Source organism: Paenibacillus apii (genome assembly GCF_011043685.1).
Classification (GTDB): domain Bacteria; phylum Bacillota; class Bacilli; order Paenibacillales; family Paenibacillaceae; genus Paenibacillus_AQ; species Paenibacillus_AQ sabinae.
In genome coordinates this window covers 941,700-956,658 of sequence record NZ_JAAKGU010000001.1, presented here as the reverse complement: position 1 = coordinate 956,658, position 14,959 = coordinate 941,700, and the positions used below count along the sequence as shown (strand labels likewise).

The following is a 14,959-nucleotide window of genomic DNA, read 5'->3' as shown; positions in this document are numbered from 1 at the left end:
TTGCGTCATCTCGCAGACCGTTCCGCTGTGCCCGGGCCTTTGAAGCTTACAGCGAAGGAGTGTTGTTATGACCGGAGAAAGGCAGCCACTGCAGGAAGCTGCGGCGCAGGAGAATTCCGTCACACAGAACACGCAATGGGTGAGCATGGCCAATCGGCTGATGATCCCGCTTGATTACCCGGATGCCGGGCAGGCGAAAGAGCTGATCGGCAAGCTGAAAGGCATCCCGTGCTACATGAAGGTCGGCATGCAGCTGTTCTACGCCGCCGGTCCGGATTTTGTCAGAGAGCTGAAGGCTCTGGGCTATTCCGTATTTCTTGACGTGAAGATGCATGATATCCCGAACACGGTAAAAGGGGGAGCCGAGAGCGTGACCGCCCTTGGCGTCGATATGTTCAACGTCCATGCATCCGGTGGCTCGGCCATGATGGCGGCCGCAGTAGAGGGCATTGAAGCGGCCCTGCGCAAGAACCCTGCGCTTGCCCGTCCTCTGGTTATTGCGGTGACCCAGCTTACCAGCACCAGCCAGGCGGTCATGAACAATGAAATCGGTATTCCCGGCGGAGTGCCGGACACGGTCGTGCGGTACGCGAAGCTTGCCTCAGCCGCCGGCTTGGACGGTGTTGTGGCGTCGCCACAGGAAGCCGCAGCCATATCGGCCGCCTGCGGTCCCGCATTCCGCACCGTCACCCCTGGCATCCGGCCATCCGGATCTTCGCTGGACGACCAGAGCCGCGTCATGACGCCGGGCCAGGCGATCCGTCAGGGAAGTCACTTCCTGGTTATTGGACGGCCTATTACGGCCGCTCCAGACCCGCGTCAGGCAGCAGAGCAAATTATTGAGGAGATGATCAAAGCGTGAGTCCATTGCTGAACAGAAGTGAACAAATTGCCTCTTACTTATTGAAGATCGAGGCGGTCGCCCTGCGTCCGCAGGAGCCTTTTACATGGACATCCGGCATCAAGTCCCCAATCTACTGCGATAACCGGCTTACCCTTTCGTACCCGGAAATCCGCAGCTATATCGCCGACGCTTTCGCCGAATTGATCGCTGCCGAATACCCCGGCACAGAGGTTATTGCCGGAACCGCAACCGCTGGCATCCCGCATGCCGCCTGGGTGGCGGACAAGCTGAATCTGCCGATGGCCTACATCCGCGACAAAGCCAAAGGACACGGCAAGCAGAACCAGATCGAAGGCATTATCTCCCCTGGTCAAAAGGTCATCGTGATCGAAGACCTGATCTCTACAGGAGGCAGCTCGCTGAAAGCCGCTCAGGCGGTTCAAGAAGCGGGAGGCGAACCGCTTGCGGTACTGGCGATTTTCAGCTATGAGCTGGATCGTGCGACCAATGCGTTCAGTGAAGCGGGCATTCCGCTGCAAAGCCTGTCCAATTACAGCACCCTGATCGACGTCGCGCTCGGTCAAGGCAAAATCGCGGCCGAAGACGTCGAGCTGTTGCAATCGTGGAGACGCGATCCATCCTCATTCGGCAAGTAATCATTTTGAAGCCTGAAGCGCATTAAATTGGAAACCGCCCTGAAATGGGCGGTTTTTAATAGGGCTTGCGGGATTTCAGGTGACGCTTACGCGGGTCCCGTAAGTTTTTTATAAAAATGGGCAAGCTAACAATCGTTGAGGACTTGAACAACTACCATGAAAGGGGAAGAGCGCATCATGAATTGGATTTATTTCGCCAAGCTGTTCAGAACAAGATTTCAGGCGGGTTGTTTGGCCAAGCGACTCGAACAGGATGGCTGGATTTATGGCTATCATGATCTGCAGCTGGTGGAAATTTACCGTTCGCGCAAAGGAAAATACGGTGTTCGGTTTCTTCCTTAAAAATGGCAACATCTTTTCCTTGACTTAACACCATGTTGTGATGTATAGTATTTATTGTCGCTGTTTGAATATGATTACTGACGCGGGGTGGAGCAGCCCGGTAGCTCGTCGGGCTCATAACCCGAAGGCCGCAGGTTCAAATCCTGCCCCCGCAACCAATTATTTTACGTGCAAGTTCAAACAGTACTTATTGCATACGGATATTTTGATCAGGGCCCTTAGCTCAGTTGGTTAGAGCGGTCGGCTCATAACCGATTGGTCGGGGGTTCGAGTCCCTCAGGGCCCACTACACTAAAACCCTTGCGCAGCAAGGGTTTTTTGCTTGTCTCGGATTTAAAACGATAAGCCGTAGACAATGAAATATAGCGGTAAATGTGGCTTGTCAACGGATTTGTCAACGAAACTTATTTATCCACAGGTTCAAGTGATTTTTCGGCGTGTTTGTTGAGTTCCTGTTCGATCTTGTCAACGGCTTCCTCTTGCATGGTTGGCAGGAGATGAGAGTAACGTTCATTAAACATGGCCGGCGTCATCCTGAGACGTTCTGCTGCTACTTTCGGATTGATCCCGATTCGGAGGAGAAAGGAAGCATGGGTGTGCCGCAGATCATGGAACCGGATCTTCTTCACACCGGCCTTCCGGACGAGGACTTCCATTCCCTCAGTGATTCGCTTGGGCTTGATATATCCTCCGCTTGGATAACAGCATACAAGATCATTATCCTCGTATGCATCACCGTATTCTGCTTTGTATGCTTGTACCTGCTCGTACCTCGCCTGAAGATCGTCTATAATTCTCTGGAAAAGCTTCACTCGACGGATGGAGTCGTTCGTTTTGGGACGCTGTATGACTAGGCCATTGCGGGTCCAGTTCGCCGTCTGAATGACTCGAAGCTCTCTATGCTCGAAGTCGATGTCCTGCCAACGAAGCCCAAGCACTTCGCCACGACGCATTCCCGTGTAAACGGCGAGAGAAAATACAATATAATGTACATGCTCCCTTGAGGATTCCAGGAAGCGTGTGAATTCTTCGATTGTCCAAAACTGCATTTCCTTCTGCTCGTTCGCATTGACCTTGCTCCGCATGGACACTTTACTCATGATATCCTCTCCCAACAATCCTGATTCTGTATAGGCAAGCCGTAGTGCTCGCTTCAGCACGCCGTGAATGTTTTTCACGTAGTCCTTTGAGTATGACTTCCGCAACTCCGCGTAAAAGGTTTTAATGGCTCGTGGTGTCAGCGCCTCGAGCTTCACCTATCCCAGAGCCGGAATGATCTGGGCTTCAATGATTGTCTTTTCTGTGTCATAGGATGTCGGTTTAAAGTTAGGCTTTGCATGGGTTTCAAATACTCTTGAAGATATTGTGCCAAGGTCATTTTAGTAGCTTTCAGGTTTGCTCCTCTTTCTGCATCAGCCATCGCCTTTCGGCAGGCTGTCCATGCCTCTTTCTCTGTCTTGAATCCCCCCTTGAAGACTTGATTTCTTTTTCCGGTAAGTGGGTCGGAAGGAAGATCAAAAGCGTACGAATATGTTTTCCCTCTCGGGTATACATGTCCCTTCATATTTAACTACTCCTTTATAATTAGAAATTTATAGCGTCATCGACAGCTTCCATTGGAAGAAACAGCCTATTCGCCGTCTGTCCGTGTCGGGAGGCCACCCGGCCCATATCGATCGTTACGTATCCGGCACGGTTCCGGGGGATTTTTAAGTCACCAGAGCGCACCACCGCCCCGTCACGATACGAATGCGGCTGCGAGTCGACACTCTTGAAGTAGCCGTCTACATCGATGAGCAGCGGGCTTTCCCAGTCGAATCCTCCGCGCTGCGTGATAACAAGCGTATGCGGCCGGGAGAGATCTTCGAGCCCATAAATCCCCCGAATGACCGGTTCGGAGTTGGCCGTGATGGGGAGGTGTGCTTCCTGTGTCGCAGCTGGATATGTAAAGGCAGCGGCCAGAAACTCCGCGCCGGCGATCCGCTCCTGAATTTGCCGTAGTCGTTGCAGGGCGAACTCGGGCGGAACCTGGAAGATTGCCGCGAGTTGTCCAGCTGCTTCTTCCTCTGCCGCCGGCAGGGGAATTGATTCGAGCATAAAGAATGGGATGCCTGCGTATAGGGAGAAACGGTCAGCATCAGCCTCCTGCATCTGGCGGAAAAGCTCTGGCATGCGCCGCTGATCGCCGGAGTGGCGTAGTACATGAGCAAGTTCATGGAAGAATGTTGCTGGTCGTATCCACCGACGTCCAGCGCCGCCGCCGGCTGAACAGCGACTACGAAATTTCCTTCATGGTCCCAATGACTTCGGACGACTACCGGGAAAAGATCATACCCAAAGGCCACGTTCAAGACGAGCGTGGCCAATTCTATGTCATTCAGAGCCGGGCACGTGACCGTAGCAACAAGATACTGACTGCGCAGATCATCTGTACGCACATCATGTTCAAGATGATCGACTTTAAAATCCCCTACGACCAGTACATCGACGAGGCTTACGGAGTCCACATCAGCGTGCTGCTGGACAAGATCAGCGCGGCGACTGGTGGCGTGTATACTTTTGTCACCCATGATACGTTCGACCTAATGGACGTGAAGGACTGGGGCCGCACAACGGCGCTGGCCGCATTGCAGGATACATTTAACCTCTACGGCTGCGAGATCGAGCCGGACAACACGGTCATTCATCTGTACAAGCGGATCGGGTCTGACAAGGGATTCCAGTACAGGCTCGGAAAGAATATCATCAGCGACAGCTTCAAGGACGACTCTTCGAGCCTGGTCACGCGGATGTTCGCGCAAATGAAGGACGGCCGGACATTCATCGGCCTTTCGACCGACAACCTAACGGCCGAAGAGCTCAGCCTGCTGCAGTCAGTACCCGGTGCCATTCAAGACGGGAAGATCATGGTCAACTACCCAATATCACCCTACGCACAGTATTGGACCAATGACGTCAACATCTTTTACGATGGCGAGCTGGTCGATCAGGACATCGAGGACCCGGTCGAACTGCTGAAGGCGACCCGGGAAGCTCTCCGTAAGAAGGAGATTCCGGAATTCGAAATCGGCGTCAACGCGGCGGACATCCATAAGATTGATGATCAAGAGGATCCGGCCGGGCTCGGGGACACAGTCTACGCCTACGACCCGGACATGGTGATGAACATGGTTAGCTGCCGCGTCATGGAGCTGACAGAGTATCCTTTCGCCCGGGACAAACATTCACAGGCGACGCTCGCCAACTACATTATGCGGGATGATACGCAGGTGCTTGCAGACCTCGAGCGTAGCAAGCAGATACTTAATGATCTGCTTTCCGGCGGCAGGGTTCGGGCATCGGCCTTTGAGGAATTTGCAAAACAGGCCGTCATCGACATCAACGCTTCAAAGAGCGAGGTTATTTATGACAGCCGGGGGATAGTGCTTCAGGAAGTCGATGATCCTGATGTCCAGATGATTATGACCTCACATGGCATCATCATCACGGAGGACGGTGGGGCAACGGCACGAACGGCTATGACCGGTCGAGGGATTTCGGCCGAAGTCATTGCCGGGGTCTTAGGCAGCTTCGTATCCATGGAAATCGGCATCGGGAATAACATCACGAATACGAACGGCATCAGCGCAGGGCACGCAGATTGGGCAAACGCTCCTTTCAGGGTGAACATGGCTGGTGAGGTAATTGCTAAGAACATCACTTTGACGGGAAAAATTGAAGAGAGCGAAGTTGCCGACTCCACTTTCCGCGCTGGCCACATCATCGGCGGAGACATAACATCGGATACGGACATAAATGTGACTCAGGATGCGCGCATCGGTAATAATCTTTTTCTGGGTTTGGCTGGAGCAGTGAACAACAGGCGGATTGAATTTGTAGATCCCAGATTTTATGAGGCGTATATTTCGTTCGATGCTTTATCAAAGGAGCTGAAGATGCGTGGCGCAAACGATATACGCATTGACAGTGGTCTGTACCTTTCACTAAATGCAATGAATATTATGTTATACGGTGATAGTTATGTAGGTACCAAAAATCCCGGTAACAGGATTGCTACTTCTTCAGAACTGGACGCTTTGTACTCTTATATAAGCAATGTGGACACTTCCCTGCTTCTACTGTCCGGACGCGTTGAGGCATTGGAAAACAGCGCATAATGAGCTATTCAAAAAACCACCTTCTGGATATAATTAGTAAATCATTATATTTTGGAGGTTTATATGAAGAAGAGGATTATTGGTCTAGTAGTGTTTGTATTACTGTTGGGAAGCTCAATCGGTTTTGCGGCAGGCACTTCATTGGTGGGGGCTAAAGTATCAGGCGTTTACACGATCAAGCAAGATGGGAAGAAAATCGCGGATGCGGCAATTATTAATGGATCGGCATATGCTCCTGTTCGGTCAGTGTCAGAAGCTGTGGGAGTAACTCTCCAAGTAGAGGGGAAAAAGATCATTATGGGAAGTAGTTCTACAACTAAAAAAACGGCCCAGCAATATCAACTGGAGTTCCGAATCAGTTCTCTCGAAAGTGAAATCAAAAGCGCTAAGGGAGCAATAAAAGGGCTGGAGGATTCTATTGAATCGGTTAATAAGCTTCCGTCTGAACAGCAGAAGGCAGATGGATTAGCTAAAATTAATGAAATGATCAAAGCGAAGCAGCAGGTCATTACTGAAAAGGAAAAGGAGTTGGCTGTGCTGAAGGCGCAACTTGCTGGACTCCAAAAATAACATGCTAAAGAAGTTCATCTTATTGCTGCTCGTCGTTATGACCCTATCGGCCTGCGCCGAGAATAATGCAGGCCCGCCTCAACCAACGAAATCACCAGAGGAAGTGGAAAAAGCTCTGTCTGGTTTAATCGAAGAACGGGATGAAGTTTACAATACCTCGTTTTACTATGCACAAACGACTATTGAAAATCGAGGAAAGAGTGACTTTTACATTTACTTTAGAAAGGAAAATGGGATTGTCTCAGATTTACAATTTGAAGTTAATTATGTAGGACGAACGCAGATTGATATAAACTGGCTCACCATACGGGCTGATGACCAACTTTTTGATATTAACAATATTAATGATTACATTACGAGTAGAAGCTCATATTCAACTGTATGGGAAAACTACAATGATATTGTTGGTCGTGATGAACTAAAGATGATAAAAGCAATGGCTAACGCTGAGAAAACAATTGTGCGATGTACCGGCACTGATTTGTACAGTACAGACATCGTATTGAGTAAGCGGCAGAAACAGGCAATGTTGAATGTGTTCAGGGCGTATATGAACGCAGGCGGTGATACAAGCAATTTTGGTGACGAGTATTGAGTCCTCATTTGAGGGCTCATTTTATTTTCCTGAAAGGAGGTGGTCCCCCTGGCCAAAGTAACCAAGCTCGACGTATCAATTGACCTTTCTCGTCCGGTGGAAGAGATCGTGGATATCATATCGCTCATCACCAATGTCCATGCCGGCCAGCAATACGAGTTGCTGAAGCAAGTTGATTTGAAGGTCGGTGAAGCCCTGGCTGCAATGGAAAAAGCCCGCAAGATGGCTGCCGAATCTTAAGCCAAGGAAGAAACAAGCGAACCAGATAAATAGAGAGAAGGGAGCGGGGGAATGGATAGTAACGACATCACTAATCTGGAGAAATTGCTGCCTCTGGCGGACCAGTACGGCCTGGCTTATGTAGTAGCGCTGATTTTGCTTATTATTCTGATTTTCCTGCTGCGCGCGATCGTCAAGGGTGACCTGGTGCCGCGGGAATTGCTGGACCGCTCGGAGGAGGACCGGGATCGGCTGCAGGCCATCCTGGATAAAGAGCGGGCTGACTTTATGGCACCGACGCTTGAGGTCCTGCAGCGCCTAAAGATAGACCATGGCGGGGTCAGCGGCGGAAATGACGAGGACAGGGGAGGATAACGTGTTGATGAAATGGATCAATCGCCAATCGCCCCAGCACCGCAAGAGAGAAAAGGAGCTGGTGCAAGCATCCGGACGGGTGACAGTAACGATTGCCCGGTATAAAAATATGTCTGAAGAAATTCAAGCGGAGATTCAAAGAAACCGATTCGCCAAATATCTTGTTTACGATCGAGGGGATCATCATGCTCATTAATTACTTACTTATCGTTTTGTACGTCGTAGCCATCGGCTGCTCGCTGTACATTATCCACCGGCACAAAGCATATTTTCACGAACGATTCCGGAAGGGAACGGTCAGCATCTTCATGCTGGCGATGCTATTCTTCTTGGCCGCTTACACGTTCAAGATGGTGATCGTCTTGCTGATCTGGGCCTCCGTGGTTTTCGGTTATGGCTCGCCCGAACTCGCCGAGTGGCTGCTGTACGGATGGACGCTGGCTCAGGTTGGCACAACGGCGGGGCTCATCGCGCTGGCATGGCTGACCTTCACAGGCAAATACGATCAGTTCATGGCGCTGCGACGGCTGGATCGGACAATAGAGGAGGAAGGTAAAGACAATGATCAAAAATAAATATCAAATCGAACGGCGTTATATCGACGTCCGCCACAATGTACGGCCCGGCACCCGGCTCACCTCGGGAACGCCGGGCTTTTTGGTTGCCCACGATACCGGTAACCCCGGGGCGACGGCGGACAACCACTTCGATTACTTTCAAACCCTTAAGGATCGCTCGGCTTCGGCCCAGGTCTTCATTGATGATAAAAAGATTCTGGAGATTATTCCAACCGGCACCGGGGCAGATCCGGAGGAAAAAGCCTGGCATGTGCTGTACAATGTGTCAACCGACAATGACCGATTCGGCGACGATGCCAACGACATCGCTCTGGGCGTAGATTTGTGCTACGGGGGTGAGATCGACTTCGCTGCCGCATATGACCGATTCGTATGGTATCTGGCCTATTGCTGCGATAAATGGGGATTGAATCCTCTTACGCATATCCCGTCGCACAAGCAGCTCGATCCGGCCAGGAAGCGCGATTGTAACCAGGCGCTAGCGATGGCCGGCAAGACGCTGAAGGATCTGCTGTACGATGTGGCCACAGAGATCAAGGACAGCCGGCCGTAATCAAGGCGCCCGTGGCCGTTCCTCTTTCTGCCGGGACTGCACAGACGATCATCGACAATTACGTATCCCCGGCGTGGTTCGCGGCACAGAAGGTCGGAGATCAGACCAGCATGACGCATTTCCATAACCTCGCCGACAATCTCGTGCTCCAGGAATTCCTCAGGGTCTTTCTGACTTTTTTACGCAATTAGTTATACCGAGTACTGACGGAAAATGTATGGCAATTATTACAGAAACAATTGATAACTCAAGAAGGACTGAGCATATTTTACCATTGCTTTTTGATATTAATGTTATTAAAGAAGTCGTGTTTAGCGCTAAGGAAGATTTTTGGTTGTTATTTGATGAGATGCATGATTATAAGAACCAAATCTTCTTTAATAGTATTACAGATAAAGGAAGGGAGTTGTTCAGATGAGCACAGCTGTGATGAATTCTGTTGTTTGTTTTCCTGAAGTAAACTACCCGTCTTATATTGCATCCTTGAGTAGCAAACGAGACACGCCGATTGGAGTAGGAGAAGATCTTTTAGTTGTTCTGAGTAAGGCGAATGAAATTCAAAAACAGATTTTTTCACTACAACAAAACTCGGTTCAGTTGAAATTTCTAGATTTGAAAAATGAATGGCTGAAGGATATTGAATTTTGTTCATCTATTGATGACATCATAAATCACAAAGCATACCAAAACATTATATCAATGGGATTTAAAGCAGTGCCTTTAATTTTAAGGGAATTAGAAAAAAATCCAGGACATTGGTTTTACGCTTTGAAAATTATTACTGGGGAAGACCCAGTGAAAAAAACGGATGTCGGAAGAGTCAAAAAGATGGCCGAGTCTTGGCTAGAATGGGGCAGGGAGAGACGGGTACTGTGAATTTGCTTATTGAAATAATGGAATTAGAAAACCATTTTCCAAACTTACGGTATACTCCATGGTCTTTAACGAGCCCAAGAACTCCAGAATACAATTGTATAGCATGGGCAGCAAGTGAAAATGATCGATGGTGGTGGCCTGATAAAGCAGGATTAGCTTATTGGCCTGATGAAGTGCCTAGAGAAGTTACTCTAGATGCGTTTATCGCTGCCTATGGGACTTTAGGATATAAGACCTGTGATGACGACAAGTTGGAAAGTGTTTTGAGAAAATCGCAATATATATTGATAATTGGGGCAATCCCACACATGCGGCGAGTCAATTAGCATCAGGAGCGTGGACGAGTAAGTGTGGCAATTCTAATGATATAACACATACTCTTGATGGCTTGAAAGATTCTGAATATGGCCGAGTAGGACAGATCATGAAGCGCTTGAGGCTATCATAAACTCATCAAACTACTGACACTTCGTACTTAAACGAGGTGTCTTTTGGCAAATAAAGGAGCCATCCATGCCAACTACCTTTAAAATCCTTACCACCGACGCCGACCTCTTGACCGCAGCTCTAGCTCAATCGCGGGTCGCCGTCTTCGAAACTCGCGGCGATCTGGCTGACTGCATAGTCGATTATGGTGGCCCTATCCAACGCTGGACACCCGAGAGCGTCAAGATCTCGGATGCTTATTATCTCCTGAGCGAGTTTGAATTTCGAGTGCCAATCTAAAAAATGGGGACCTGCGGCGTACAGCCTGCAGGTCCCTTTTTTGCTATTCTGTCGTTCTACGCTGAATCATTCTGTGATACTGATTAAGCACATCATCAAGAAGTTGGCTCACATGAATAAGCTCCGGATCGGAGAGTAATTTACAATTTGCCAATCGGTTCAATTCCAACCGGAGTTCTTCGATTCTTAGAATGATTTCTTCCAAGACGAACAGCTCCCTATTATCCGTATATATATGTCATCCGTCCGTCGTGCACTACGGATCGTGACAAGGATATCCGAGGCTATTCGGCATGAAGGTATAATCGATCCGGATCTCATTTTTGCTTTAGGAATAGTCGCAAATTTGCTCTTTTACTGATTCGTCATTTATTGTTGATTTCCTCCAAATTATGGAGTAATCTACGAATTGACGCCAGTGAGCGTAAAGATTCAAGATAAATACTACCTCCGGAGTGAGTTTCAATTCCTAACGCCTTTAAGAAAGGGGCTCTGACTTTTGAATCAAGATCAAAGAGTCCGGGAACTTGAGGACCGCGTGACCAAACTTGAGAGTAAGATGAATCGTCCGGCATCGAATAATTATCTGAGGATGTTAATTTGGATCATATTAGGTGTGTTTTTAATACTAATGACCATTGGAGTTATTCAATTCGTTTCTGCAAAGTAAGCTAGTAACCCCGTCAGGCACTAGGCCGGGCGGGATTTTTTTTACATTGCATAAAGAACGAATGTTCGCATATAATATACAAACAAATGTTCTTGTTTTAGGGGGCGATATTATGCACATGCGACCAGGCCAAACTGTGGAAATTGTGTATATAGATAAGGCAGACCAGATTACGCAGCGACAGATTGAGATTTTGAGCATACGCGATGGTCGCATTCGGGCTACTTGCTTAACAATACGTGCGCCGCGAGTATTTCTGCTCTCTAATATCCTCGCGTGGCATCCGGCACGGGGTCAGCGACATGCCTAAAGATCGAATTATTTTGCTGTCGGACTGCCAAAGCTTCTATGCGAGTGTTGAAAAAGCTGCTCACCCTGAATACAAAGACCGGGCAGTTGCCGTGGGAGATCCAACGCGGATGAACGGCATTGTCTTGGCAGCCTGCCCCATCGCCAAAGCCAATGGTGTAACCACTGCATCGCGCGTGGGCGAAGCAATGACTAAATGTCAGGGGCTCGTGGTCATCCGACCACGGATGGGGACTTATATAAAGGTCTCACTTCTGATTTCGGAGATATATCACAGTTATACCGACCTCGTCGAAGCCTTCAGCATCGATGAGCAATTTTTGGATGTGACAGGCTCATTGAGCTTATTTGGAGGAGATTTGCAGGAGATGATTTACTCCATACAGCAGCATGTCCTCTTATCAACTGGGGTCTGTACCCGAGTGGGGATCGGACCAACAAAGATACTTGCCAAGATGGCAAACAATTTCGCGAAAAAGAAGGAAGGAGGAATTTTCAGGCTTGATTACGACAATTTAGATAAAGAGCTTTGGCCGTTACCAGTGTATGAAATGTTTATGGTAGCCGGTCGAATGACCAAAAATTTTTACCGCATGGGAATCTCCACAATTGGAGATATCGCCCGTATGGAGCTGGGCGAGTTTAAGCGGAGAATGCGCACGACCATGGGTAAGCAAAGCGATATTCAAGCCGAATATTATTGGCAGACTGCGCGCGGCATCGATCCCAGCCCTGTCGTGACAGGAATTCGCCACCAAATCAAATCGGTGGGCCATGGCAAAGCGCTGCGGTGGAATCTGTACACGCGGCTGTCGGAGATCGAGGTCGTGCTGCTGGAGTTGGTGATTGAGGTGTGCCAGCGGGCGCGGCGATATGGATATATGGGCTCCGTCGTATCCATCGCGGTGTCCGAGACGGATGGACATAAGGCCCAATCTTACAGCCGGCAGATAACGCTGCAGCAGCCGTCATATTTGACTCATGAGGTGGCAGCCGCGGCTTTGAAGCTCTTTACTGAGAATTGGACGGGATTACCGATTAGCCGACTGGCGATCTCAATTTCTCAATTATCGGATGACAGCGTCATGCAGCTCACCTTATTCGACGATCGCATTCGCGCATACAACCGAGAGCGGGCAATCGATCAAATTAAAACTAGATACGGCAGCCGAGCTCTCATACGTGCGTCTTCATTGCTGGAATCTGGAGTTGCCCTTGAACGGGCCGAACAGATCGGTGGACACTATAAATGAGTAAATTAGATGAAAACGAACGCTGGAAATCCAAAATGCTGCTGACAGAGCATGTCGAGCAGTATGAACAGCAGCATCTTCCCCACCCGGGCAAGATCATTACCGCCGAGGAACGCACAATGCTCCGGGACTGCATCCTGCTTCCGTATATGGAAACAATGGTGCAAAAAAGCATAGCCGAAATCGAGTACTCCACCCATATCCTCAAACGCCTGTATCTCGCCGCCGGCCAATACATTCTGGAGCAAATCATGAAAGATTTGTACAGACTGCGCCGGGAGCTTAAACAGCGAAATATCCGGATTCTGACGGAGGAACAGTCCGATTTGGTCGTATATCATTATTTTTATTGCCGGGGGTACAAGGAACGGTTTGGCATGACCAGGGATGTAATGAAGGCGGAAATAAGCATTCGGCTAACGCGATACATTGCAGAAGCGGGGGAATTGCTCAAGAAGGGAAGTACATAAGGAGGCCGCAATGATGAAGCCGAGTTTAAGTCAACAAGAGCGGGATTTTATAGATCGGGCGCTTTATTACTCCATGTGGGAGAAGGCTCCGGTCACACTTACTTTGTCCGACCCGAATTCTGAACGGATCGCAAAGGGAATCGTACTGGATGTGGATTATCAACTCCAGCGCATCAAGCTCAAATGGTCAGAGGATGACTGGGATTGGATCGACATGGACGAGATTATTATAGCGAGTACATAAACTGTGCCCCGGTACACGACCGGGGGCTTTATTATGGTAAATGGAGATAAGAAGTTGTTCTGCTTACCGAAGAAACTTGTCAACGGATTTGTCAACGAACTGCCAGAAACACATTTAAATCCATAGACGTAAAACCCTCAATTATAAAGGGAATGTGAATCAGTTTTAACACGATTTATCGGTTCCGCTAGCTCAGTTGGTTAGAGCGGCCTTGTCATAACCGATTGGTCGGGGGTTCGAGTCCCTCAGGGCCCACTACACTAAAACCCTTGGCGTAAGCCAAGGGTTTTTTGCTATGTAAGGATATCAAAAATCGCATATTTCGCACATACCTGGGCGGCGCCACGTACAATAACCTATATCCAGAGAAAAACGAGTAATGGAGGAACAGCGGTGATTATTTTTCTGAACGGCGACCAGAGCGGAATTGATATGTCAACGCTATCGGGTGTGGAGAGAGAGATAGTGGAGAAGAAGCAGAGAAGCCCGGAAACCTATGTTTACGAATCGCCCGCCGCGCTCGCATTTGAGCTGAATATGAGAAGGCGCATTGTTGAAGCGGCTGTCGCGCTCGATGCAAGCGGAGTGACCTTTGTCCCGTATGAGAACACCAGGGGCAATCGTTACTTTTGGTCCCGTACCAATAAAGGAGGACTCCTCTTAAATAACGGAGTTTTACCGTCCGACGCGATCAATGATATTTTCCGGAACGGCCGTATGTATGCCTTTGAGTGCGCAACAGCCGTGGTGGTTGTTTTATATAAGGGAGTCCTTGATGCGCTGGGAGAAGAGGTATTTAATTCGTACTTTAGAAACCTGCTGCTCTATGATTGGCAGTATGACAGCGATTTACAGTTAACTGCGATCAGTAACAGGGAGGAAGCCTATCCCGGTGATGTGCAGTATTTCAAGAATCCAGACCATGCTCCGGATAAACCGGAGTGGCAGGGCGAGAATGCTATCGTGCTGGGCCAAGGAATGTACTACGGGCATGGAATCGGCATTAATACCGCGGAGGGAATCATCGCCGCTTTGAATAGAAAGCGAGTGCCGGGCAGCACAACATCCGCTTATCTTCTGGATGAGACGTTTCACCCGGACTTTGAGTATTTGCGGAGATTGTCCGCCGGAAGAAGCCTTCCATCAACGACAGGTCGTTTTACAGGCTCTACAGTTATCGCTAAAATAGGTTCGAATAATTACAGAATGTAGCTAAGAAAGTCCATTTATTTATAACCGATTGGTCACAGGTTCAAGTCCTGTAGGGCCCACTACCCTGAAACCCTTGGCTTGCCAAGGGTTTTTTTTGCTATGTAACAAGAACCCTCGAAGTTGGGAGAAATCAAATAATCCAATGGACTTTAATGTGCGGAACTGCTTTGAAGCGAAGCCTCCCAAAAAGGAAAACGCTTCAAAAAATAGTTGAATCGTTTCCAAATAAATGCTATGATAGCGCTAACAATTTAAGGAATGTCATGAGAACGACATATACAGTATTAAAAGATTCGAGCCAATTGATAGA

General features: G+C 48.9%; 21 protein-coding genes, 2 tRNA genes and 2 pseudogenes. 20 read left to right on the top strand and 5 right to left on the bottom strand.

Translation table 11 applies throughout. The features are described 5' to 3' along the window. Positions 1–145 precede the first annotated feature (145 nt). The 5 genes from pyrF to G5B47_RS04850 all read left to right on the top strand — a co-directional run bounded on the left by pyrF (position 146) and on the right by G5B47_RS04850 (position 2,128). The gene (gene pyrF, locus G5B47_RS04870) at positions 146–862 is read left to right on the top strand and encodes an orotidine-5'-phosphate decarboxylase (protein ID WP_165095492.1); all 717 of its coding nucleotides are present in this window, start codon (positions 146–148) and stop codon (positions 860–862) included. Next, on the top strand, positions 859–1,500 hold the full coding sequence (gene pyrE / locus G5B47_RS04865; RefSeq protein WP_165094907.1) for an orotate phosphoribosyltransferase: 642 nt from the start codon (positions 859–861) through the stop codon (positions 1,498–1,500). The genes pyrF and pyrE overlap by 4 nt, the downstream gene beginning before the upstream one ends. Before the next feature lie 177 nt (positions 1,501–1,677). Further along, complete coding sequence (locus tag G5B47_RS04860) at positions 1,678–1,842, top strand: hypothetical protein (RefSeq protein WP_165094904.1); 165 nt, start codon at positions 1,678–1,680, stop codon at positions 1,840–1,842. An 81-nt stretch (positions 1,843–1,923) separates the two neighbouring features. Further along, positions 1,924–2,000, top strand: a tRNA-Met gene (locus tag G5B47_RS04855). Positions 2,001–2,054: 54 nt separating this feature from the next. After that, positions 2,055–2,128: transfer RNA gene (locus G5B47_RS04850), tRNA-Ile, on the top strand. Between the two features lie 118 nt (positions 2,129–2,246). Here the strand turns inward: G5B47_RS04850 and G5B47_RS25530 are convergent. The 4 genes and pseudogenes from G5B47_RS25530 to G5B47_RS04840 form a co-directional block, all read right to left on the bottom strand. Continuing rightward, entirely contained in the window at positions 2,247–2,942 is a 696-nt protein-coding gene (locus tag G5B47_RS25530) for a site-specific integrase (RefSeq protein ID WP_235957076.1), read from the bottom strand. 156 nt (positions 2,943–3,098) lie between these two features. Continuing rightward, positions 3,099–3,206: a tyrosine-type recombinase/integrase gene (locus G5B47_RS25995; RefSeq protein WP_328804464.1), complete on the bottom strand. Its 108-nt coding sequence runs from the start codon at positions 3,204–3,206 to the stop codon at positions 3,099–3,101. 101 nt (positions 3,207–3,307) lie between these two features. Next, a pseudogene (locus G5B47_RS25520) lies at positions 3,308–3,406 on the bottom strand (hypothetical protein); the annotation flags it as partial. A 20-nt stretch (positions 3,407–3,426) separates the two neighbouring features. Then, a complete protein-coding gene (locus G5B47_RS04840; RefSeq protein WP_165094901.1) occupies positions 3,427–4,014 on the bottom strand; it encodes a hypothetical protein in 588 nt (195 codons plus the stop codon). A gap of 50 nt (positions 4,015–4,064) precedes the next feature. On the opposite strand from G5B47_RS04840, the gene G5B47_RS04835 reads away from it, so the two are divergent. From G5B47_RS04835 to G5B47_RS04790, 11 genes and pseudogenes are all read left to right on the top strand, one after another. Beyond that, the gene (locus tag G5B47_RS04835; RefSeq protein ID WP_165094898.1) at positions 4,065–5,999 is read left to right on the top strand and encodes a phage tail spike protein; all 1,935 of its coding nucleotides are present in this window, start codon (positions 4,065–4,067) and stop codon (positions 5,997–5,999) included. Positions 6,000–6,062: 63 nt separating this feature from the next. Further along, complete coding sequence (locus G5B47_RS04830) at positions 6,063–6,569, top strand: hypothetical protein (RefSeq protein ID WP_165094896.1); 507 nt, start codon at positions 6,063–6,065, stop codon at positions 6,567–6,569. 22 nt (positions 6,570–6,591) lie between these two features. Next, complete coding sequence (locus G5B47_RS04825; protein WP_165094894.1) at positions 6,592–7,164, top strand: hypothetical protein; 573 nt, start codon at positions 6,592–6,594, stop codon at positions 7,162–7,164. Between the two features lie 108 nt (positions 7,165–7,272). After that, positions 7,273–7,404 carry a hypothetical protein gene (locus G5B47_RS25835; protein ID WP_268958341.1) on the top strand — a complete coding sequence of 44 codons (132 nt, stop codon included), beginning with the start codon at positions 7,273–7,275 and terminating at the stop codon, positions 7,402–7,404. A 51-nt stretch (positions 7,405–7,455) separates the two neighbouring features. After that, positions 7,456–7,758 carry a hypothetical protein gene (locus tag G5B47_RS04820; protein WP_165094891.1) on the top strand — a complete coding sequence of 101 codons (303 nt, stop codon included), beginning with the start codon at positions 7,456–7,458 and terminating at the stop codon, positions 7,756–7,758. Between the two features lie 7 nt (positions 7,759–7,765). Then, a complete protein-coding gene (locus G5B47_RS04815) occupies positions 7,766–7,954 on the top strand; it encodes a hypothetical protein (RefSeq protein ID WP_235957075.1) in 189 nt (62 codons plus the stop codon). Next, on the top strand, positions 7,944–8,333 hold the full coding sequence (locus tag G5B47_RS04810; protein WP_165094886.1) for a hypothetical protein: 390 nt from the start codon (positions 7,944–7,946) through the stop codon (positions 8,331–8,333). The genes G5B47_RS04815 and G5B47_RS04810 overlap by 11 nt, the downstream gene beginning before the upstream one ends. Then, positions 8,320–8,889 (top strand): peptidoglycan recognition protein family protein, encoded by a 570-nt coding sequence (locus G5B47_RS04805; RefSeq protein WP_235957074.1) that lies wholly within the window; start codon positions 8,320–8,322, stop codon positions 8,887–8,889. Before G5B47_RS04810 ends, G5B47_RS04805 begins: the two co-directional genes overlap by 14 nt. 154 nt (positions 8,890–9,043) lie before the next feature. Next, the gene (locus G5B47_RS04800; RefSeq protein ID WP_165095489.1) at positions 9,044–9,307 is read left to right on the top strand and encodes a TIGR04255 family protein; all 264 of its coding nucleotides are present in this window, start codon (positions 9,044–9,046) and stop codon (positions 9,305–9,307) included. Continuing rightward, positions 9,304–9,765, top strand: coding sequence for a hypothetical protein (locus G5B47_RS04795; RefSeq protein ID WP_165094883.1), 462 nt, complete (start codon positions 9,304–9,306; stop codon positions 9,763–9,765). Before G5B47_RS04800 ends, G5B47_RS04795 begins: the two co-directional genes overlap by 4 nt. Further along, positions 9,738–10,213 (top strand): annotated as a pseudogene (locus G5B47_RS04790) (DUF7689 domain-containing protein). The gene G5B47_RS04795 and the pseudogene G5B47_RS04790 overlap by 28 nt, the downstream one beginning before the upstream one ends. Before the next feature lie 321 nt (positions 10,214–10,534). Here G5B47_RS04790 and G5B47_RS04785 read toward each other — a convergent pair. Next, positions 10,535–10,696 carry an aspartyl-phosphate phosphatase Spo0E family protein gene (locus tag G5B47_RS04785; protein WP_206107192.1) on the bottom strand — a complete coding sequence of 54 codons (162 nt, stop codon included), beginning with the start codon at positions 10,694–10,696 and terminating at the stop codon, positions 10,535–10,537. A gap of 767 nt (positions 10,697–11,463) precedes the next feature. On the opposite strand from G5B47_RS04785, the gene G5B47_RS04775 reads away from it, so the two are divergent. From G5B47_RS04775 to G5B47_RS04760, 4 genes are all read left to right on the top strand, one after another. Then, entirely contained in the window at positions 11,464–12,723 is a 1,260-nt protein-coding gene (locus G5B47_RS04775) for a DNA polymerase IV (RefSeq protein WP_165094877.1), read from the top strand. After that, positions 12,720–13,193 carry a hypothetical protein gene (locus G5B47_RS04770; RefSeq protein WP_165094875.1) on the top strand — a complete coding sequence of 158 codons (474 nt, stop codon included), beginning with the start codon at positions 12,720–12,722 and terminating at the stop codon, positions 13,191–13,193. The genes G5B47_RS04775 and G5B47_RS04770 overlap by 4 nt, the downstream gene beginning before the upstream one ends. Before the next feature lie 10 nt (positions 13,194–13,203). Next, positions 13,204–13,437, top strand: a complete 234-nt coding sequence (locus tag G5B47_RS04765) for a YolD-like family protein (RefSeq protein ID WP_206107191.1) — start codon at positions 13,204–13,206, stop codon at positions 13,435–13,437. A gap of 393 nt (positions 13,438–13,830) precedes the next feature. After that, entirely contained in the window at positions 13,831–14,649 is an 819-nt protein-coding gene (locus G5B47_RS04760) for a protein-glutamine gamma-glutamyltransferase (protein WP_328804451.1), read from the top strand. The last annotated feature ends 310 nt before the right edge of the window (positions 14,650–14,959 follow it).